Source organism: Streptomyces longhuiensis (assembly GCF_020616555.1).
Lineage (GTDB): Bacteria > Actinomycetota > Actinomycetes > Streptomycetales > Streptomycetaceae > Streptomyces > Streptomyces longhuiensis.
Genome location: NZ_CP085173.1, coordinates 8,325,239 through 8,343,856 on the forward strand (window position 1 = coordinate 8,325,239; position 18,618 = coordinate 8,343,856).

At 73.3% G+C, this 18,618-nt stretch carries 15 protein-coding genes and 2 riboswitches; of the genes, 7 read left to right on the forward strand and 8 right to left on the reverse strand.

What is annotated here, in order from left to right:
* Nucleotides 1-14: 14 nt before the first annotated feature.
* From egtD to egtA, 4 genes are read right to left on the reverse strand one after another with little or no spacing between them, the layout of a single operon-like run.
* Nucleotides 15-977 carry an L-histidine N(alpha)-methyltransferase gene (gene egtD, locus LGI35_RS37945; protein ID WP_227298942.1) on the reverse strand — a complete coding sequence of 321 codons (963 nt, stop codon included), beginning with the start codon at nt 975-977 and terminating at the stop codon, nt 15-17.
* A complete protein-coding gene (gene egtC, locus LGI35_RS37950; protein WP_227298944.1) occupies nt 974-1,729 on the reverse strand; it encodes an ergothioneine biosynthesis protein EgtC in 756 nt (251 codons plus the stop codon). Before egtC ends, egtD begins: the two co-directional genes overlap by 4 nt.
* A complete protein-coding gene (egtB, locus tag LGI35_RS37955; protein ID WP_227298946.1) occupies nt 1,729-3,063 on the reverse strand; it encodes an ergothioneine biosynthesis protein EgtB in 1,335 nt (444 codons plus the stop codon). Before egtB ends, egtC begins: the two co-directional genes overlap by 1 nt.
* Nucleotides 3,060-4,352, reverse strand: a complete 1,293-nt coding sequence (gene egtA / locus LGI35_RS37960; protein WP_227298948.1) for an ergothioneine biosynthesis glutamate--cysteine ligase EgtA — start codon at nt 4,350-4,352, stop codon at nt 3,060-3,062. The genes egtB and egtA overlap by 4 nt, the downstream gene beginning before the upstream one ends.
* Before the next feature lie 217 nt (nt 4,353-4,569).
* Here egtA and LGI35_RS37965 point away from each other — a divergent pair, with 217 nt between their 5' ends.
* The gene (locus LGI35_RS37965) at nt 4,570-5,427 is read left to right on the forward strand and encodes a TIGR02452 family protein (RefSeq protein WP_227298950.1); all 858 of its coding nucleotides are present in this window, start codon (nt 4,570-4,572) and stop codon (nt 5,425-5,427) included.
* Here LGI35_RS37965 and LGI35_RS37970 read toward each other — a convergent pair.
* Nucleotides 5,402-5,860: a type II toxin-antitoxin system PemK/MazF family toxin gene (locus LGI35_RS37970; RefSeq protein WP_116506010.1), complete on the reverse strand. Its 459-nt coding sequence runs from the start codon at nt 5,858-5,860 to the stop codon at nt 5,402-5,404. The genes LGI35_RS37965 and LGI35_RS37970 overlap by 26 nt on opposite strands.
* Before the next feature lie 71 nt (nt 5,861-5,931).
* Here LGI35_RS37970 and LGI35_RS37975 point away from each other — a divergent pair, with 71 nt between their 5' ends.
* Nucleotides 5,932-7,029 carry a glycosyl hydrolase family 18 protein gene (locus LGI35_RS37975; RefSeq protein WP_227298952.1) on the forward strand — a complete coding sequence of 366 codons (1,098 nt, stop codon included), beginning with the start codon at nt 5,932-5,934 and terminating at the stop codon, nt 7,027-7,029.
* A 6-nt stretch (nt 7,030-7,035) separates the two neighbouring features.
* On the opposite strand, the gene LGI35_RS37980 is transcribed toward LGI35_RS37975, so the two are convergent.
* Complete coding sequence (locus tag LGI35_RS37980) at nt 7,036-8,457, reverse strand: amidase (protein WP_227298954.1); 1,422 nt, start codon at nt 8,455-8,457, stop codon at nt 7,036-7,038.
* Between the two features lie 146 nt (nt 8,458-8,603).
* Between LGI35_RS37980 and LGI35_RS37985 the strand changes: the two genes are divergently transcribed.
* Both LGI35_RS37985 and LGI35_RS37990 read left to right on the forward strand, forming a co-directional pair.
* Nucleotides 8,604-9,647: a LacI family DNA-binding transcriptional regulator gene (locus LGI35_RS37985; protein WP_227298955.1), complete on the forward strand. Its 1,044-nt coding sequence runs from the start codon at nt 8,604-8,606 to the stop codon at nt 9,645-9,647.
* A gap of 113 nt (nt 9,648-9,760) precedes the next feature.
* Complete coding sequence (locus tag LGI35_RS37990) at nt 9,761-11,197, forward strand: aldehyde dehydrogenase family protein (RefSeq protein WP_227298957.1); 1,437 nt, start codon at nt 9,761-9,763, stop codon at nt 11,195-11,197.
* 129 nt (nt 11,198-11,326) lie between these two features.
* Here the strand turns inward: LGI35_RS37990 and trxA are convergent, their stop codons facing one another.
* Nucleotides 11,327-11,731, reverse strand: a complete 405-nt coding sequence (gene trxA / locus LGI35_RS37995; RefSeq protein ID WP_227298959.1) for a thioredoxin — start codon at nt 11,729-11,731, stop codon at nt 11,327-11,329.
* Nucleotides 11,732-11,858: 127 nt separating this feature from the next.
* Between trxA and LGI35_RS38000 the strand changes: the two genes are divergently transcribed.
* Nucleotides 11,859-13,283, forward strand: a complete 1,425-nt coding sequence (locus LGI35_RS38000; protein WP_227298960.1) for a dihydrolipoyl dehydrogenase family protein — start codon at nt 11,859-11,861, stop codon at nt 13,281-13,283.
* 71 nt (nt 13,284-13,354) lie between these two features.
* Here the strand turns inward: LGI35_RS38000 and metE are convergent, their stop codons facing one another.
* Nucleotides 13,355-15,673: a 5-methyltetrahydropteroyltriglutamate--homocysteine S-methyltransferase gene (gene metE / locus LGI35_RS38005; protein ID WP_227298962.1), complete on the reverse strand. Its 2,319-nt coding sequence runs from the start codon at nt 15,671-15,673 to the stop codon at nt 13,355-13,357.
* 166 nt (nt 15,674-15,839) lie between these two features.
* Nucleotides 15,840-16,063: riboswitch (cobalamin riboswitch) on the reverse strand.
* A gap of 103 nt (nt 16,064-16,166) precedes the next feature.
* Nucleotides 16,167-16,364, forward strand: a riboswitch (cobalamin riboswitch).
* 71 nt (nt 16,365-16,435) lie between these two features.
* Between metE and LGI35_RS38010 the strand changes: the two genes are divergently transcribed.
* Nucleotides 16,436-17,503 carry an ABC transporter substrate-binding protein gene (locus LGI35_RS38010; protein ID WP_376566647.1) on the forward strand — a complete coding sequence of 356 codons (1,068 nt, stop codon included), beginning with the start codon at nt 16,436-16,438 and terminating at the stop codon, nt 17,501-17,503.
* Nucleotides 17,500-18,609, forward strand: coding sequence for a FecCD family ABC transporter permease (locus tag LGI35_RS38015; RefSeq protein WP_423835755.1), 1,110 nt, complete (start codon nt 17,500-17,502; stop codon nt 18,607-18,609). Before LGI35_RS38010 ends, LGI35_RS38015 begins: the two co-directional genes overlap by 4 nt.
* Nucleotides 18,610-18,618 lie beyond the last annotated feature (9 nt).

Consider the following 18,618-nt stretch of genomic DNA (forward strand, 5'->3'; position numbering starts at 1 on the left):
GGGCGTCCCGGCCGTCAGTCGACGCGGCTGAGGGAGAGCGCGAAGCGGTTCTGCGCGTCCGTCCACCAGTGCGTCATGCGCAGCCCCGCGCCCGCCAGTTCGGCCCGTACGCCGTCCTCGCGGAACTTCGCCGAGATCTCGGTGCGGATCTCCTCCCCGTCCTCGAAGTCGACCGCGAGGCCGAGCGCCGGGATCTTGACGGTCTGCGCGGCCGTGGAGCGCAGCCGCATCTCGATCCACTCGTTGTCCGCGTCCCACAGGGCGACGTGCTCGAAGGCGCCCGGGTCGAAGTCGGCGCCCAGGTCACGGTTGATGACATCGAGCACGTTCTTGTTGAACGCGGCCGTCACGCCCGCCGCGTCGTCGTACGCCGCGACGAGGACCGACTCGTCCTTCACCAGGTCCGTGCCGAGCAGCAGCATGTCGCCGGGCCGCAGCAGGGCGCGTACGGCGGTCAGGAACGCGGCGCGCTCGTTGGGCAGGAGGTTGCCGATGGTGCCGCCCAGGAACGCGGCCAGGCGCGGCCCCGGGGCGTCCGGCAGGGTGAGGTCCAGCGTGAAGTCGGCGATCAGCGCATGGATGCGCAGCCCGGGACGCTCCGCGCCGAGCGCCTCGGCGGCGCCCCGCAGCGCGCTCTCGCTGACGTCCACGGGGACGTACGTCTCCAGGTCCGGCAGGTCGTCGAGCAGATGACGCGTCTTGTCCGACGAGCCGGAACCCAGCTCGACGAGGGTGCGGGCGCCGGTGGCCTCGGAGATCTCCTGCGAGCGGGCCAGCAGGATCTCCCGTTCGGCGCGCGTCGGGTAGTACTCGGGCAGGGTCGTGATCTCGTCGAACAGCTCGCTGCCGCGCGCGTCGTAGAACCACTTGGGCGGCAGCGTCTTCGGCGTGCCGGTCAGGCCGGTGAGGACGTCGGAGCGCAGGGCGGCGCCGGTGGCGTCCTCGGGCAGGGTGCGGGTCAGCTGGTACGGGCTCACGCGGAGGGCTCCTTGAGCGGGGTCAGCAGGACGTCGGTGCGGCTCGCGGCGAGCAGGGTGCGGTCCGGCACCTCGCGCCAGAGCGGATCGTCGTCGTAGGGCTCGGAGGCGACGACGGTGCGGCGGCCGGGTTCGGCGAGATACCAGAGGCTGTCGCCCCAGGCGGTCGCGGTGATCGTCTCGCCGTCGGTCAGCAGGAGATTGAGACGGGATCCCGGGGCGGCCTCGGCGACCTCCAGGACGGTGTCGGCCAGGGCCTGCCCCTGGTCGTCGCCCGAGCGCAGCCGGTACAGCAGCAGCGCCCACACGAACGCCGAGTCGCAGCGCGCCTCCAGGGACAGCAGGTCGACGGGCGGCACCGCTGTGGTCAGCGGGGCGAGAGAGCGCGGCCAGCCGGCCACCGCGCCGTTGTGCGAGAACAGCCACGGGCCGCAGGCGAACGGCGCCGCCGCGGCCTCACCGTCCGCGCCGCCGAGCGTGGCGTCGCGGACCGCGGCGAGCACGGCCCCCGAGCGCACGACCCGCGCGAGGTCGGCGAACGACTGGTCACCCCAGATGGGCCCGGCCCTGCGGTAGCGCGCGGGCACCGGGTCACCGTCCGCGTACCAGCCCACGCCGAAGCCGTCGGCGTTCACGGTCCCGTGCCGCTGACGGCGTGGCTCCCAGGACTGGCGCAGCAGGCTGTGGGGCGGCGCCACGAGCACGTCGCCGAGCGGCGCCGCAGGGCCCAGATAAGCCAGTTGCCGGCACATCAGGCATCCTCCCCGTCGCGCGCGGTGCGGAAGCCGGCGAAGATCTGCCGGCGCACCGGGTAGTCCCAGTTGCGGAACGTGCCGCGGCACGCCACCGCGTCCACGGCGAACGAGCCGCCGCGCAGCACCTTGTGGTCCGGGCCGAAGAACACCTCCGAGTACTCCCGGTACGGGAAGGCGGCGAACCCCGGATACGGCAGGAAGTCGCTCGACGTCCACTCCCACACGTCGCCCATCAACTGCCGCACGCCCAGCGGGGATTCACCCGCCGGGTAGCTGCCTGCCGGGGCCGGGCGCAGGTGGCGCTGGCCGAGGTTGGCGCGCTCCGGCGTCGGATCCGCGTCGCCCCACGGGTAGCGCATCGACCGCCCGGACGCGGGATCGAAGCGGGCCGCCTTCTCCCACTCGGCCTCGCTGGGCAGGCGCCGGCCCGCCCAGCGCGCGTAGGCGTCGGCCTCGTACCAGCTGACGTGCAGGACGGGCTCGTCCGGCGGGACCACCTCGGTCACCCCGAAGCGGCGCCGCAGCCACTGCCCGGCCTCACGGCGCCAGAACAGCGGCGACCGCAGGCCGTTGTCCCGCACCAGGGCCCAGCCCTCGGGCGTCCACCAGCGGGAGTTGTCGTAGCCGCCGTCGTCCATGAAGGCCAGATACGCGCCGTTCGTGACCGGCGCGGTGTCGATGTGGAACGGCGGGACGAGGCGCGCGTGCGCGGGGCGCTCGTTGTCCAGCGACCACGGCTCGGTGGTCGTCCCCATCGTGAACGGGCCGCCGGGCACCAGGACTTCGGACGGTCCGCGGAACGCGGGCGAGACGGGGTCGGGATCCGGGGCCGTCAAAGCCGGAGCGCCCGCGCGGAGCTGATGGGTGATCAGCATCGTCTCGTCGTGCTGCTGCTCGTGCTGGGCGATCATCCCGAACGCGAACCCCGCCTCGGTGAGCCGGGTGCCGTGGAACGGCGTGCTCTCCAGGACGTCGAGCGCGCGCCCCCGCACCTCGGCCGCGTAACCGCGGGCCTCCTTGGGTGCGAGCAGCGGCAGCTTCGGCCGCTCGGAGCGCGGGTGCTCGAAAGCGTCGTACAGCGGGTCGATCTCCGGGCGCATCGCCTCACGGCCCGCGACCGCGCGCAGGAGCCACTGCTCCTCCTGGTTGCCGATGTGCGCCAGGTCCCATACCAGTGGCGACATCAACGGCGAGTGCTGCGCGGTCAGTTCGGGCCCCTCGACGCAACTCGTGAGCAGCGTCGTGCGGTCCCGCGCGGTGAGCAGCGCGGTCCGCGCGCGCTCCCGCAGTGCCTCGGGGTCGTGGGCGGTGTCTTCGCTCTGTGCGGTCATGAGGTGACGGTCCTCCCGGGGGCGGGGGCATCGATGTGGTCGAGCACGTCGTCGGCGGGGCACCGGCCGCGCACGACATAGCGGTCCATGAAGGCGGAGACGGTGGCGAGCACCCCGGGGGATGCGCCGAGCCTCGGCAGCGCGTCGAGCGCCGCCGCGAAACAGATCACGGCCGCCTCGGCGAGCTCGGGGTCCGAAGGACCGAGCCGCGCCGCGTCGCGCCACAGCTGATTGTGCGGTGCGGGCAGCGGGCCCGCCCGTTCGGACAGCGGCTTCACGGTGCGGTACGCGGTCTCGGCGGCCTCAGGGTCGTCGAACAGCGCGGTCGTCACGGCGAGCGGCACGATCCAGCCGTCGTCGCCGCGCTGGGCGTCGATCATGCGCAGTTCGAGGTGGCCCCGGGGGCGCACCGGAGGGAAGAGGGTGGTCAGGTGGTAGTCGACGTCACCGCGCGTCACGGGCCTCGGCCCGCCGGTCCGCAGCCATGTCCGCAAGGACATGCCGTCCGGCACGTCCCACGGCCCGCTGTCCTGGCGGACGCACATCACCGGCGCGTCCAGGACATGCCGGACCCAGGCCTCGCGCGGCTCCGCGTCGAGGGGCGGCGCCCCGGACCTGCCGGGGTCGATCTCCTCCCACACGGCCTGGCGGGTGGAGCGCCAGCCGGTCGGACGCCCCCACAGCATCGGTGAGTTGGCGAACGCGGAGACCAGGACGGCGCCCAGCAGATGCGAGAGCCGCCAGCGCCTGCCGTGGCCGAGCGGCCCCGGCTCCTCGTACCCGGAGTCGAGGCAGACCTGCACGGACGCCGACGAGCACATCATGGCGCGCCCCGCCGGCCCGGCCCGGTCGAACCAGGTCTCCATGGCGTCGTAGCGCGGCTCGTGGAGCAGCCGCCGCGCCGGGCGCCAGGGATCGGTGCCGAGGCCGGTCAGCGCGAGGCCACGGGCGGCGAGTGAGGCGCGGACCGCTGTCAGATCGGCCGAGACGGCCGACACGCAGTCCATGAGAGAGGAGGCGGGCAGGGAGCTGAGCTCCAGCTGGCCGCCGGGTTCGACGGTGAGCGCCGAGCTGAGGGGCAGGGCGCCCAGTGCGGCGTACGCCGCATCGAGCCGTTCGGGTGGTAGGGGGAGCCGCGGTCTGCGCGGCTCGTGGACGAGCCATTCCACTTCGACACCCACGGTGCGAGGCGGTCCGGTCTTGAAGCAGATCCCGCGGACCAGCGCCTCCACCTCGGCCTCGGTGACCAGGGCCGCCGTGCCGAGCTCCGTACAGTCTCCTTCGGGCATGTTCAGGATCCTCCTGCATCCGTACGCCTTCATAGTCCCTGGTGGGGGCCAAGCCGTCGACTCGACGGGGGTGGGCCGGGCCGGGGCAGTGCTCGTACCACCCAAAACCCTCGCGGCGAATCGCACAAGAGTGCCCCTCGGGGAGGGAAAATCTGTTGCTCGTGGTGTCGCCCGACGCACATCATGCGTTCATGAGAACGACCACGGGGGAGCGGGCGTGAGCGCCCGGCTGCGGGGGATCGCGCAGCAGACGGAGGAGATCGTCGCGGCGGGGCGGTACACGGCGCCGGGCGGCGCGGTCGTGCCGATCGCGGCGGCGGTGGCGGCCGCGCGGGACGCGACACGGACGCACGGACCGGCTCCGGTCGAGGTGCCCGAGCCGGGCCGGCCCGCGGACACGGCCGTCGAGGTCACCGGCGAGTCCAGCCTGGAGGCCGCGTACCGCCTGGTCACCGCCGGGAAGGACCCGGTCGCCGTCCTGAACTTCGCCTCGGCCCGTAACCCCGGCGGCGGCTATCTCAACGGCGCGCAGGCCCAGGAAGAAGCCGTGTGCCGGGCCTCGGCCCTGTACACGTGCCTGCTGCGGGCCCGGGACTTCTACGACCACCACCGCGAGAACCGAGACGCCTTCTACACGGACCGCGTCATCCACTCGCCGGGCGTCCCCGTCTTCCGCGACGACCGCGGACGGCTGCTCGACGAGCCGTACGCCGCGGGCTTCCTCACCTCGCCCGCGCCGAACGCGGGCGTCATCCGCCGCCGCACCCCGGAGCGGGCGGGCGAGATCGCGGGCGCCCTAGTCTCACGGGCCGAGCGGGTCCTGGAGACGGCCGCGGCCCACGGCTACCGGCGCCTCGTGCTCGGCGCCTGGGGCTGCGGGGTCTTCCAGAACGACCCGGCGCAGGTCGCCGCCGCGTTCCGGGCACTCCTCGACGAGGGCGGCCGGTTCGCGGGCCGCTTCGACCACATCGTGTTCGGCGTCCTCGACCGCACGCCGGACGCGCGGACCAGGACGGCCTTCGAGCGGGCCTTCGCGGCCCTGCCGGCGGTCAGCGCCAGCCGTACCGCTCCCTGAGGCGCAGCACCACGAGGTTGAACCGCATCCGGTCCAGAGCGCAGGCCTCGCGGCGCATGCCCCGCTCGTGGACCCGCAGGACACGGTCGATCGCCACCCACGAGTCGCGGCCCGCGGCGTCCCACGGCCCGCTGCCGATCGGCACCCACTCCCTGTCGTGGTCGTGCCGCTTGCTCGACAGCTGTACGGCGAGCAGCGTGCCGGCGGCCTCCCTGGCGACGACGAGCACGGGACGGTCCTTGCCACGGCCGTCGTTCTCCTCGAACGGCACCCACGTCCAGACGATCTCACCGGGGTCGGGGTCGCCGTCGTGGGCCGGCGCGTACTCGGTGCGCACCCGGCCCACCTCGCGCGGCGCGGCCTCGACCGTGGCGGTGGCGCCGGCACGGCCGGGGTGCTCGTGGGCATGCGGGTCATCGATGAAGGCAGTCACGCGGGTCACGTTAGGGCCTGACTGGCTCAACCCGCAGGGCGGGCCCGGCCGGTGGGACACAGGCTCGGCGCATGAAGACACGCATTTCCGCCCGAGCCGTACGACGCATACGTCGTATACGCCCGCGCCCCCTGCCCCTCCTCGCGTTCACGGGTGCCACCGTCCTCGCCCTGTGCGGCGCCGTCCTCGCCCCCGCCCGGGGCGGCGGCGCACCGCCACCTCGCACCGTCTCGGCCTGGCTTCCGTACTGGGAGCAGGAAGGCGCCTACCAGGACGCCCTCGCCCACGCCGACCAGCTCCGCACCGTCAGCCCCTTCTGGTACGAGACGAAGTCCGCGACCCGCGTCGACGGGCACCCCGGAGCGGGCGAGCGGCGCATCATCGACGGACTGCACGCCGCCGGCATCCAGGTCGTACCGACCGTGATGGAACAGATGAGGCCCGGCGTCCTCGCGGCCCTCGTCACCAGCCCGGACCGCCGCGCCGAACACGTCACCGCACTCCTCGACCTCGTCGGCAGCCGCGCCTACGACGGGATCGACCTCGACTACGAGTCCATCGCGTCGACCGGCGACGCCACCTACCGTGCCGTGGGCGCGGGCTACACCGCGCTCGTGCGTGACCTGTGCTCCCGGCTGCACGCGCTGGGCAAGGTGTGCTTCGCCACCGTCAACCCCAAGACGGCCACGACGGGACGCGTCTGGGAGTACGGCAGCCTCGGCCAGGTGGCCGACCGCGTGCGCATCATGGCCTACAACCTGCACTACGCCATGGGGACCCCGGGCCCGCTCTCCTCCACCGCCTGGTACGACGAGATCCTGCGCCGCGCCACGGCCGAAATCCCCGTGGAGAAGATCGAGATGGGCCTGCCCGCGTACGGCTGGGACTGGGCCGAGGGCAGCGACGAGGGCGCCCGGCATGTCACCTCGAAGGGCGCCGAGGCCCTGCGCGAGGCCGTCGGCGCGCCCTACGGACTCGACCCCGCCTCGCAGACCCCGCACTTCTGGTACCAGGAAAACGGCACCCTCCGCACCGTCTGGTACCAGGACGCGCGTGGCACCGAGGCGCACCTGCCCGTGCTGAGCCGCTACGGGGTGCACAACACGGTGCTGTGGGCCCTCGACTTCGAGGACCCGGGCCTGTGGTCGGTGCTCGCCCGCGGTGCCTGACCCGCTCTACGAGCCGGTGCGCGGCCCCTGGTGGTTCTCGGGCCACTTCTCGAACCACCGCTGATCCGCTTCGAGTTGGGCCGCGAGCGAGATGAGCCGCGGCTCGCTGTTCGCCGGGCCGAGCAGTTGCGCGCCGACGGGCAGCCCGTCGCCCGTGAAGCCCGCGGGTACGTTCACGCCGGGCCAGCCGAGGACGTTCCACGGCCACGCGTACGGGCACGCCGCGATCATCGCCCGGTCGGTGCGCCAGCCGTTGAGTGACGCCATCGCGCCGACGCGGGGCGGGGGCGTGGCCGTCGTCGGCGCGAGGACCACGTCGTACGTGTCGAAGACCGCGCCGACCCGGCGCTGGAGCGAGGCCTCCGCGCGCCGGGCGAGCCGCAGCGGAGCACCGCCGAGGACCCGCCCCATGCGGGCGGACTCCCGGGTCCGCGCGTCGAGCAGCGCGGGGTCGGGAACGTCGCGCAGGTGGTCCGCGACGCCCGCCGTGGCGCGTGGCACGAACGCGAGGCCGATCTGCCCGTAGCGCGGGTCGGCCTCCTCCACGTCGTGCCCGAGCGCGGCGAGCCGCTCCGCCAGCGCGACGACCCGGGCCCGCACAACGGGGTCCAGGCGCTTGGGAGTTGCGGTGAACGGCATGCGCAGGGAGAGCGCGACGCGCAGCTTGCCCGGCTCGTCGTGTGCCGCCTGCGCCGCCGCGATCCGCGGCGGACGGTGCAGGTCGCCGTCGTGCGAACCGCTCGCCGCGTCCAGGAGCAGCGCAGCGTCCTCGACGGTCCTGCCGAGCGTGCCGTTCACGGTGATCCCGTGGAAGGACTCCGCCCAGGGCCACGTGGAGATCCGGCCGCGCTGCGGCTTGATGCCGACGAGGTGCGTCCACGCGGCGGGGATACGGACACTGCCCGCCCCGTCCGAGCCGAGCGCGGCCGGCACGATCCCCGCGGCGACGGCCGCCGCCGAGCCGCCCGACGAACCGCCGGGCGTGTGCCCGCGATTCCACGGGTTGCGGGTGTCGCCGAACGCGGGCCCCTCGGTGAACGGCCACTGCCCCAGCTCGCACGTGTTCGTCTTGCCGACGACGATCGCGCCCGCCGCCCGCAGACGGCGTACGGCCTCCGCGTCCTCGGTCTTCGGCGGGAAGTCGCCGGGGCAGCCGAACGCGGTCGGCTCGCCCGCCACGTCCATGTCGTCCTTCACGGCCAGCGGCACCCCGAGCAGCGGCCGGTGTCCGCCCGCCGCGCGTTCGCGGTCCGCGGCGTCCGCCTCGGCGAGGGCGGCCTCCCCGCGGACCGTGCGGAACGCGTTCAGGACAGGCTGCGTCGCCTCGATGCGTTTCAGGGCCTCCTCGACGAGGAGACGCGACGACACGTCCCCGTCGGCGAGCGCGCGGGCGGTCGCGGCGAGCCCGGCGGCACGGTCGGACGCCATGCGGACACCTCCTCGTACAGGACTCCGGAGCTCTGGAGCCTCGAAACGTCGAACGGATGAGTGCACGCACGCTAGCGGGCGCGGACCCCAACCGGTATGCCCGGCCGGGAACACGGCCGTACCCGTCTGGAAGGATGCGGTGCGTCATGGTGCAGATACCGAAGCCGCAGTCCGCCCGCACATCACGGGAGTCCGCCGCGCCGAGCCCGGCGCCGACGAGCGCCGACGTCGCCCGCCTCGCCGGGGTCTCGCGCGCCACCGTCAGCTACGTCCTGAACAACACCAGCGCCGTCAGAATCAGCGAACCCACCCGCCGCCGCGTCCACGAGGCCGCGAAGGAACTCGGCTACGTGCCGCACGCGGCGGCCCGCAGCCTGCGCGCCGGACACACCCGCATCGTCCTGATGCCCTCCCCGAGCGTTCCCGCCGGACCGCTCTACAACGCGTTCTTCAACGACCTCCAGTGGGCGCTGAGCCGACTCGACTACACGGTCGTTCAGTACGGCAGCGTGAGTCTGCGTGGCGACGACGCGGCGCGCGCCTGGGCCGAGCTGCGCCCGGTCGCCGTCCTCACACCCCCTGACCTGAGCACCGAGGGCGTCGAGGTGCTCCGCCGCTCCGGCGCCAGGGCTGTCATCACGCTCGGCCCGGAGCGCGCCGAGGGCGCCCACGCGCTGCTCATGGACCACCGTGAGGTCGGCCGGAGCGCGGGCACCCACCTCGTCGAACGTGGCCGGCGCCGCATCGGCGTCGTGCTGCCGACGGAGCCGGGCCTCGACCACTTCGCGCGCCCTCGCCTCGACGGCGTACGGGACGCGGTCCTCGGCACCGGCGCCGAGGTCTTCGAGCTGCCTCTCCCGTACGACGAGGAGTCGGCCGGGCAACTGGTGCCGAACATACGTGAGTTGGGGCTCGACGCCGTGTTCGCGTACAACGACGAGTACGCGATGCTCCTGATGCGGGCGCTCCAGGACGCGGGGGTCGGCATCCCGGAGGAGACCGCGGTCATCGGGGCCGACGACCTGATGCTCGGGCGGCTGCTGCGGCCCCGGCTGAGCACGGTCCGTATCGAGCTGCCGTCCGGGCAGGAGCTCGCCGCGCTCGTCGACCGCCTGGTACGTGACCAGGGCGCCGTGACCGAGTCGCACGACATGCTCCGCGCCCGCGTTGTGGCCCGGGAGTCGACCTGACGGCCGGGGTCGCGAGCGGCCCACGCGACTAGGATGTTGCATGCTCAACAACATGGGTCGGCGCATCGCCCCGCGCGCCGCCCCGGAGATCAGTGACCGATCGGAGATCCGGCATGTCCCTGCTCGACCCGAAGACCTGGCAGGCCCGCCCGCTGTCGGGCGATGAGCACGCGGTCACGGAGCCCGCCACGGGTGAGCGCCTCGCCACCGTCACGCTCGCCTCCCCGGACGACGTCCGCGCCGCGGCGAGGGCCGGCGCCGCGGCCCAGGGCGACTGGGCCCGGCAGCCCCACTTCGCGCGCGCCGCCGTCCTGCGCCGCGCGGGCGACCTGTTCACCGAGCACGCCGACGAACTGCGCGCCTGGCTCGTGCGCGAGTCGGGATCCATCCCGGGCAAGGCCGACTTCGAGCTGCACGTCGCCGCCCAGGAGTGCTACGAGGCCGCCGCCCTGGCCTCCCGGCCCACCGGCCAGGTCCTGCCCAGCGAGGCGCCCCGCCTTTCCTACACGCGCCGCGTCCCGGCCGGTGTCGTCGGCGTCATCGCCCCGTTCAACGCCCCGCTCATCCTCTCCATCCGCTCCGTCGCCCCGGCCCTCGCGCTCGGCAACGCCGTCGTCCTCAAGCCGGACCCGCGCACGGCGGTCTGCGGCGGGCTCGCCCTGGCGGCCGTCCTCGCCGCCGCGGGCCTGCCGGAGGACGTCCTCCACGTGCTGCCCGGCGGGGCGGACGCCGGCCAGGCGCTCGTCGCCGACCCGGACATTCCCGTCATCTCCTTCACCGGTTCCACCGGCGCGGGCCGGGCCGTCGGCGAGGCCGCGGGGCGCCACCTCAAGCGGGCGCACCTGGAACTCGGCGGCAACTCCGCCCTGATCGTCCTGGCGGACGCGGACCTCGACGCCGTCATCTCCACCGCGGCCTGGGGCTCCTTCTTCCACCAGGGCCAGATCTGTATGACGACCGGCCGCCACCTCGTCCACGCCTCGCTCTACGAGGAGTACGTCGAACGGCTCGCCGCGAAGGCCGAGTCCCTCGCCGTCGGTGACCCGCACCGCGACCAGGTCCACCTCGGCCCCGTCATCGACGCGGCCCAACTCGCCAAGATCCACGGCCTGGTGGAGGCCAGCACCGCCGCGGGGGCCAAGCTGGCCGCGGGCGGCACGCACCGCGACCTCTTCTACCGGCCGACGGTCCTCGCGGGCGTCGACGACAGCACCCCCGCGTACGCCGAGGAGGTCTTCGGCCCCGTCGCACCCGTGCGGTCCTTCACCGACACCGACGAGGCGGCCGCGCTGGCCGCCGCGAGCCCGTACGGCCTCTCCCTCGGCATCGTCACCCGCGACCCGGCGCGCGGCCTCGACCTCGCCGAGCGCATCCCCACCGGCATCGTCCACATCAACGACCAGACGGTGAACGACGAGGCGGTCGCCCCGTTCGGCGGGGTCGCGGCGTCCGGCACGGGCGCCCGCTTCGGCGGCGAGGCGAACATCGAGGCATTCACCGAGACCCGGTGGACGACGGTGCGCGGCGACGTGGCGGGCTACCCGTTCTGACCCCGCGCACGCGCCCCGTTCCGGCCCTGCGCACACGACTCGTTCCGAGCCCCCGCACGCGAGCGTGAAACGGCCGCCGGGCCCGTACGGAGAGTACGGGCCCGGCGGCCGTCGGTATGGGGGGTGGCGTCAGGCCTGCTCGCCGCCCGCGCCGTCCTCGCCGGCCTTGGCCTGCTGCTCGGCGATCGACTTGCGCACCTCGTCCATGTCCAGCTTCCTGGCCTGGCCGATCACGTCGTCCAGGGCCTCCTGCGGGAGCGCCCCGGGCTGGGCGAACACGGCGACCTGGTCACGGACGATCATCAGCGTCGGGATCGACTGGATACCGAACGCCGACGCGAGCTCCGGCTGGGCCTCCGTGTCGATCTTCCCGAAGAGCAGGTCCGGGTTGGCTTCCGCGGCCTTCTCGTAGACGGGCGCGAACTGCTTGCACGGCCCGCACCACGACGCCCAGAAATCGATCAGCACGAACCCGTTGTCCGTGACCGTCTGGTCGAAGTTCTCCTTGGTGAGCTCCACGGTGGTGCTGCTCATGATGTGCCCTCTTCCTGCTTCCTGGTTGCGGTGCTGAAGCCGCTGTTCACAACGGTCCCGGTAACGGACGTATTCCGCGCGCGTACCCGTGTGGCCCCGGCGCACACCTGCGACCACACTGGGGCCCATGACGGATGAGAACACATACGACGTGGTGGTCCTGGGCGCCGGGCCGGTCGGGGAGAACGTCGCGGACCGGGCACGCGCGGCGGGCCTCAGTACCGCGGTGGTGGAGAGCGAACTGGTCGGGGGCGAGTGCTCCTACTGGGCGTGCATGCCCAGCAAGGCCCTGCTGCGCCCGGTCATCGCCCGGGCCGACGCGAGGCGCCTGCCGGGCCTGCGCGAGGCCGTGCAGGGCCCTCTGGACGCGCCCGCCGTCCTCGCTCGCCGTGATGAGTACACCTCACATTGGAAGGACGACGGCCAGGTGAGCTGGCTGGAGGCCATCGGCGCCGACCTCTACCGAGGGCAGGGCCGCCTCGCGGGCCCCCGCCGGGTCACCGTCACCGGGCCCGACGGCACCGAGCACGTCCTCACGGCCCGCCACGCCGTCGCGGTCTGCACGGGGACGCGCGCCGCGCTCCCCGACCTCCCCGGTCTGGCCGACGTCGAGCCGTGGACGAGCCGCGAGGCCACCAGCGCGCAGAAGGTGCCGGGCCGCCTCGTCGTCGTGGGCGGCGGAGTCGTCGCCGCGGAGATGGCCACGGCCTGGCAGGCCCTCGGCTCGCAGGTCACCATGCTCGTACGGGGATCGGGGCTGCTGCCCCGGATGGAGCCCTTCGCCGGTGAGCTGGTCATGCAGGCCCTCGTCGAGGCGGGCGCGGACGTGCGGACCGGCGTCTCCGTCAAGGGGGTCACCCGGGAGGGCGGCACCGTGGTCACCACCCTGGACGACGGCTCGACCCTGGAGTCCGACGAGATCCTCTTCGCCACGGGCCGCGCGCCCCGCACGGACGACATCGGCCTGGAGAGCGTCGGCCTCGAACCCGGCTCGTGGCTCCCCGTCGACGACAGCCTCCGCGTCGAGGGCAGCACCTGGCTGTACGCGGTCGGGGACGTGAACCATCGCGCGCTCCTCACCCACCAGGGCAAGTACCAGGCACGTATCGCGGGCGCGGCGATCGCCGCCCGAGCCCAGGGCGTCCCGCTCCTGGAGACGGACCGCTGGGGCGCCCACGCGGCGACCGCCGACCACTCCGCCGTCCCGCAGGTCGTCTTCACCGACCCCGAGGCGGGCTCGGCGGGACTGACCCTCGCGGAGGCCGAGGCGGCGGGCCACCGCGTCCGCGCCGTCGACTACGACATCGCCTCGGTGGCGGGCGCCGGCCTGTACGGCGACGGCTACCGCGGCCGCGCCCGCATGATCGTGGACCTCGACCGCGAGATCCTGCTCGGCGTCACCTTCGTCGGTCCGGGCGTCGGCGAACTCGTCCACTCGGCGACGGTCGCCGTCGCGGGCGAGGTCCCGATCGACCGCCTGTGGCACGTGGTCCCGTCCTATCCGACGGTGAGCGAGGTGTGGCTGAGGCTGCTGGAGACGTACCGTGGCTGAGGGAAGTCCCTCCGCGCGTGGCTGTCCGGGCGAGTCACGATGCCCCCCGCCCGGACAGTCTCACCCCTGGGTCAGGACGCGGAGAGTTCCCCGCGGACCGTACGGGCCGCCGCGACCAGGTTCTCCAGGGAGGCGCGGGTCTCGGGCCAGCCACGGGTCTTCAGCCCGCAGTCGGGGTTGACCCACAGCCGCTCGGCGGGGATCGCCTCAAGTCCCTTGCGCAGCAGGGCCGCCGCCTCGCCGGCACCGGGCACGCGCGGCGAGTGGATGTCGTACACGCCGGGTCCGGCCTCGCGCGGGTAGCCGTGGGCGGCCAGTTCGCGGGCGACCTGCATGTGCGACCGGGCCGCCTCCAGGCTGATCACGTCGGCGTCGAGCTCGTCGATGGCCTGCACGATGTCCCCGAACTCGGCGTAGCACATGTGGGTGTGGACCTGGGTGTCCGGCCGGACACCGCTCGTCGTGAGCCGGAACGCCTCCGTCGCCCATGTGAGATAGGCGGCGTGGTCGGCGGCGCGCAGCGGGAGGGTCTCGCGCAGGGCGGGCTCGTCCACCTGGATCACCGAAGTCCCGGCAGCCTCGAGGTCGTTCACCTCGTCCCGCAGGGCGAGCGCGACCTGGCGCGCGGTGTCGGCGAGCGGCTGGTCGTCGCGCACGAAGGACCACGCGAGCATGGTGACGGGGCCGGTGAGCATGCCCTTGACCGGGCGGCCCGTGAGCGACTGGGCGTACGTCGTCCAGCGCACCGTCATCGGCTCGGGGCGCGAGATGTCACCGGCGAGGATCGGCGGACGGACACAACGGGTGCCGTAGGACTGCACCCAGCCGTGCCGTGTGGCCAGATAGCCGGTGAGCTGCTCGGCGAAGTACTGCACCATGTCGTTGCGCTCGGGTTCACCGTGCACCAGGACGTCGATGCCGGCCTTCTCCTGGAAGGCGATCACCTCCTGGATCTCGGCCCTGACGCGCTCCTCGTAGGCGGCGGCGTCGATCCGTCCGGCCCGCAGGCCCGCCCGTGCGGCGCGCAGCTCCGCCGTCTGCGGGAACGACCCGATGGTCGTCGTCGGCAGGATCGGGAGGCCGAGGCTGCCCCGCTGGGCCGCCGCCCGTTCCGCGTACGGCTGCGCGCGGCGGGCGTCCGCCGCCGTGACCGACGCGGTGCGGGCGCGGACGGCCGGGTCGCGGGTGAGGGCGGAAGTGGCCCGGGAGGCCAGGTCGGCGCGGTTGGCGGCGAGTTGGGCCGAGATCGTGTCGGTGCCCTGCGTCAGACCGCGTGCGAGGGTGGCGATCTCGGCGGTTTTCTGGCGGGCGAAGGCGAGCCAGCGCAGGATCTGCGGCTCGATGTCGCGTTCGAGAGCCGTGTCGACGGGCACGTGCAGCAGCGAGCAGGAGGCCGCCACGTCGACGCGGTCGGCCAGGCCGAGCAGGGTGCCGAGCGTGGCCAGCGACTTCTCCAGGTCGTCGACCCAGATGTTGCGGCCGTTGACGACCCCCGCGACCAGGCGCTTGCCGGGCAGTCCGCCGACGGCGGCAAGGGCGTCCAGGTTGGCGGCGGCCCTCTCGGTGAAGTCGAGGGCGAGTCCCTCGACCGGCGCCCCGGCCAGGACGGGCAAGGCGTCGCCGAGCCGGTCGAAGTACGAGGCCATCAGCATCTTGGGCCGGTCGGTGAGGGCGCCGAGGTCGCGGTAGGCGCGCCTGGCGGCGTTCAGTTCGGCCGGCGTGCGGTCCTGGACGAGGGCGGGTTCGTCCAGCTGCACCCACTCCGCGCCCGCCTCGCGCAGGTCGGCGAGGACTTCGGCGTAGACCGGCAGCAGCCGGTCGAGCAGGGTCAGCGGCTCGAAGTCGGCGGCCACCCCGGGCGCGGGCTTGGCCAGCAGCAGATAGGTGACCGGGCCGACGAGCACGGGCCGGGCCGAAAAGCCCAGGGCGAGCGCTTCCTTGAGCTCGCCGACCTGCTTGGTGGAGTCGGCCGTGAACACCGTCCCTGGGCCCAACTCCGGCACCAGATAGTGGTAGTTGGTGTCGAACCACTTCGTCATCTCCAGCGGCGCCACGTCCTGCGTGCCGCGCGCCATGGCGAAGTAGCCGTCCAGCGCGTCGGCCTCCACGGCGAAGCGGTGCCGCTCGGAGATCGCGCCGACCATGACGGTGGCGTCCAGGACGTGGTCGTAGAACGAGAAGTCACCGGTGGGGACTTCGTCGATGCCCGCGTCGGCCAGTTCGTGCCAGTTCGCGCGGCGCAGGCCGGCGGCGGTGGCGCGAAGGGCGTCGGCGCCGACGCGGCCCTTCCAGTAGCCCTCGATCGCCTTCTTGAGTTCGCGGGCAGGGCCCTGGCGCGGGTAGCCGTACACGGTGGCCCGTGCTGCCGCGGCTGCGGACTTGGTGGTCACGGAGATCTCCTTCGCGAGATGAATCCCTGAGATCCCGGAGACGGGACGAGAGCGCGAAGGGTGACACGGACCGGACGGTGCGGTCGCGTACGGCAGGGCACGCGCGCCCGTTCGGTGTGTACGCCGACCCGCCCTCGAGGTCACCGGGATATCCGCGCACGAATGGTTCACGCGCGGGCAACGGGCAGGTCTTCGGACTCGCGGGCACGTCCACCCGATGTCGGGCGGACACCTACTGGCCGTCGCTTCCCAGCCCGATCCATCGGGCCAGTGCGTGTGACGGCGGTCGTTCCAGCTCACCGCTGCGGGGCAGTCCCGGATTCCCACCGGGTTCCCTCTTACGACGCTCCCGCCTGGCGGGCGGGGCGAACCAGCTGCACCGGTCACCCTACGCACGCGGGACGGTCCGGCGCGAGCCCGCCCCGCACCGCGGACACCGGGCGAGAAGGGGCCGCCGTCTGAATTCGGGTGCCGTGGTAGCTTTCCAAGGCCAGTCGAACTCATGCCCGTCTGCCCCGCATTGCGGGAACGTGGACAGGTATGTGTCAGGGAATCCGGTGCGAATCCGGAGCTGACGCGCAGCGGTGAGGGGGACGGGCGGGGCATCGGCCACTGGACAGCACGCGGTCCGGGAAGGCGTCCTGTCCGCGTGATCCCGAGTCCGAAGACCTGCTGGCAGCCTTCGCGGGCTCCGGTCGGGGCGGCGGGGGAGACCGTGCGACCGGGCTCCGCGCATGAGCCCTCGACATCGAGGAAGTCCCTGTGCCCTTCGCGCACCCCGCCACACGCCGTGGCTCCGTTCGCCTCATACCCCGTACCGCGCTGTGTCTCGCCGGGATGCTCGCCCTGGCCGCCTGCGGCAGCGGCGGATCCGCCCGCACGTCCGCGGCCCAGGAGAGCACCGCCGGCCATCCCGTCGTACTCGACAACTGCGGTACGCGGGTCGAGGTGAAAGCGGCGCCCGAGCGTGCCGTCTCTCTCGACCAGGGCTCGACCGAGATCATGCTCGCCCTCGGCCTCGGCGACCGCATGGCCGGCACGGGGACCTGGACGGACCCGGTGATGAAGGGACTTGAGAAGGAGAACGCGAAGGTCGAGCGGCTCGCCGACCGCTATCCGTCCTTCGAGAAGGTCCTGGACGCCGAACCCGACTTCGTCGCCGCCTCGTTCGGCGCCACGCTGAGCAAGGGCGGAGTGGCGCCACGCGACCAGTTCGCGAAGCTGGGCGTACCGGCGTACCTCTCGCCCTCCGACTGTGTCGGCAAGAACAACAGCGGCGGCGGCGACGGTGCCCGCACCAAGACCCTCGGCATGGAGACCGTCTACGGCGAAGTCCGCGACCTCGCCGCCGTCTTCGATGTACGCGAACGGGGCGAGCGGCTCGTCTCCGCGCTCAAGGCCCGCGTGAAGAAGGCGACCATCGGCATCGACGCCTCCCGGACGACCCTCCTGTACTGGTTCGCCAACTCCGACTCCCCCTACATGGCAGGCTGTTGCGGAGCGCCCGGCGTCATCACCCGTGAGGTGGGGGCGAAGAACGTCTTCGACGACACCCGCGACGAATGGCCCCAGATCAACTGGGAGACGGTCGCCGACCGGGACCCGGACGTCCTCGTCATCGGCGATCTCACGCGGCGCTCGCAGACCGCCGAATCCGCCGCCAAGAAGATCGAGTTCCTCGAGTCCGACGCCGTGACCAAGAACATGACCGCCGTGAAGAAGAAGCGGTACGTGCTGCTCAGCGGGCAGGCCATGAACCCGACCATCCGTACGGTGGAGGGCGTGGAGCAAGTCGCCGCGAAACTACGGGCGTTCGGACTCGCCGGATGAGGAGCGTGGAAGCGTCGCCCCCGCCGCCCGAGGCGCCCTCTGAGGTCCCTCCTGAGGCTGCGCCGCCACCCGTCACCGGGAAGCGGCTTCATGCGGTGCGCGGCGTGCTCGCCTGGCCGACCGGTTTCGCGGTGCTCATCGTGTCCGTGGCCCTGGCCATCACCATCGGCCCGGCCGACATCGGGATGACCGATGTCTGGTCGGCCGTTGCCGCCCACCTCGGCCTGGGCAAACCGGAGTTGACACCCATCCGCGACGGCATCGTGTGGAACCTGCGGCTGCCGCGCACCCTGCTGGCCGCCGTGTGCGGCGCGGGGCTCGCGGTGTGCGGCGCCGTGATGCAGTCGCTGCTGCGCAACCCGCTCGCCGACCCCTTCGTCCTCGGCGTCTCCTCCGGCGCCTCGACCGGCGCGGTCCTGGTCGTCGTACTCGGCGTCGGCGGCGGCGCCCTGTCGGTCTCGGGTGGCGCCTTCCTCGGCGCGGTCGTCTCCTTCGCGCTGGTACTGGTGCTCAGCCAGGCTCTCGGCGGCTCCACCGACCGTGTGGTGCTGTCCGGGGTGGCCGCCATGCAGCTGTTCTCCGCGCTCACCTCCGTCGTCGTACTGACCGCGGCGGATGCCGAGACGACGCGCGGCGTTCTGTTCTGGCTGCTCGGCTCGCTCGGCGGGGCGGGCTGGACCGACGTCCGGATGTGCCTGGCGCTGCTCGTGGCGGCGCTCGTGATCTGCGTCGCGCACGCCCGTACGCTCGACGCCTTCGCGTTCGGGCAGGACGCCGCCGCGTCGCTCGGCGTGAACGTGGCCCGCACCCGCCTGGTCCTGCTGTGCACGACCGCCCTGCTCACGGCGGCACTGGTCAGCTCGGCCGGCGCGATCGGCTTCGTCGGCCTGGTGCTGCCGCACGCGGCGCGGGCCCTTGCGGGTCCGGGGCACGCCCGGCTGCTGCCGGTGACGGCGCTGGCGGGCGCGGTCTTCCTCGTGTGGGTGGACACGCTCGCCCGCACCGTCCTCGACCCGCAGGAGCTGCCGGTCGGCGTGGTGACCTCGCTGATCGGCGTACCGGCCTTCGTCCTCGTCCTGTACCGCACCCGGAGCCTGCGCCGATGACCGTTCCGC

What these genes read in the sequence shown, in the direction of transcription:
- egtC (WP_227298944.1), bottom strand. Translation starts at nt 1,729, where the DNA reads ATGTGCCGGCAACTGGCTTATCTGGGCCCTGCGGCGCCGCTCGGCGAC.
- egtB (WP_227298946.1), bottom strand. Translation starts at nt 3,063, where the DNA reads ATGACCGCACAGAGCGAAGACACCGCCCACGACCCCGAGGCACTGCGG.
- egtA (WP_227298948.1), bottom strand. Translation starts at nt 4,352, where the DNA reads ATGCCCGAAGGAGACTGTACGGAGCTCGGCACGGCGGCCCTGGTCACC.
- LGI35_RS37975 (WP_227298952.1), top strand. Translation starts at nt 5,932, where the DNA reads ATGAAGACACGCATTTCCGCCCGAGCCGTACGACGCATACGTCGTATA.
- LGI35_RS37980 (WP_227298954.1), bottom strand. Translation starts at nt 8,457, where the DNA reads ATGGCGTCCGACCGTGCCGCCGGGCTCGCCGCGACCGCCCGCGCGCTC.
- LGI35_RS37985 (WP_227298955.1), top strand. Translation starts at nt 8,604, where the DNA reads ATGGTGCAGATACCGAAGCCGCAGTCCGCCCGCACATCACGGGAGTCC.
- LGI35_RS37990 (WP_227298957.1), top strand. Translation starts at nt 9,761, where the DNA reads ATGTCCCTGCTCGACCCGAAGACCTGGCAGGCCCGCCCGCTGTCGGGC.
- trxA (WP_227298959.1), bottom strand. Translation starts at nt 11,731, where the DNA reads ATGAGCAGCACCACCGTGGAGCTCACCAAGGAGAACTTCGACCAGACG.
- LGI35_RS38000 (WP_227298960.1), top strand. Translation starts at nt 11,859, where the DNA reads ATGACGGATGAGAACACATACGACGTGGTGGTCCTGGGCGCCGGGCCG.
- LGI35_RS38015 (WP_423835755.1), top strand. Translation starts at nt 17,500, where the DNA reads ATGAGGAGCGTGGAAGCGTCGCCCCCGCCGCCCGAGGCGCCCTCTGAG.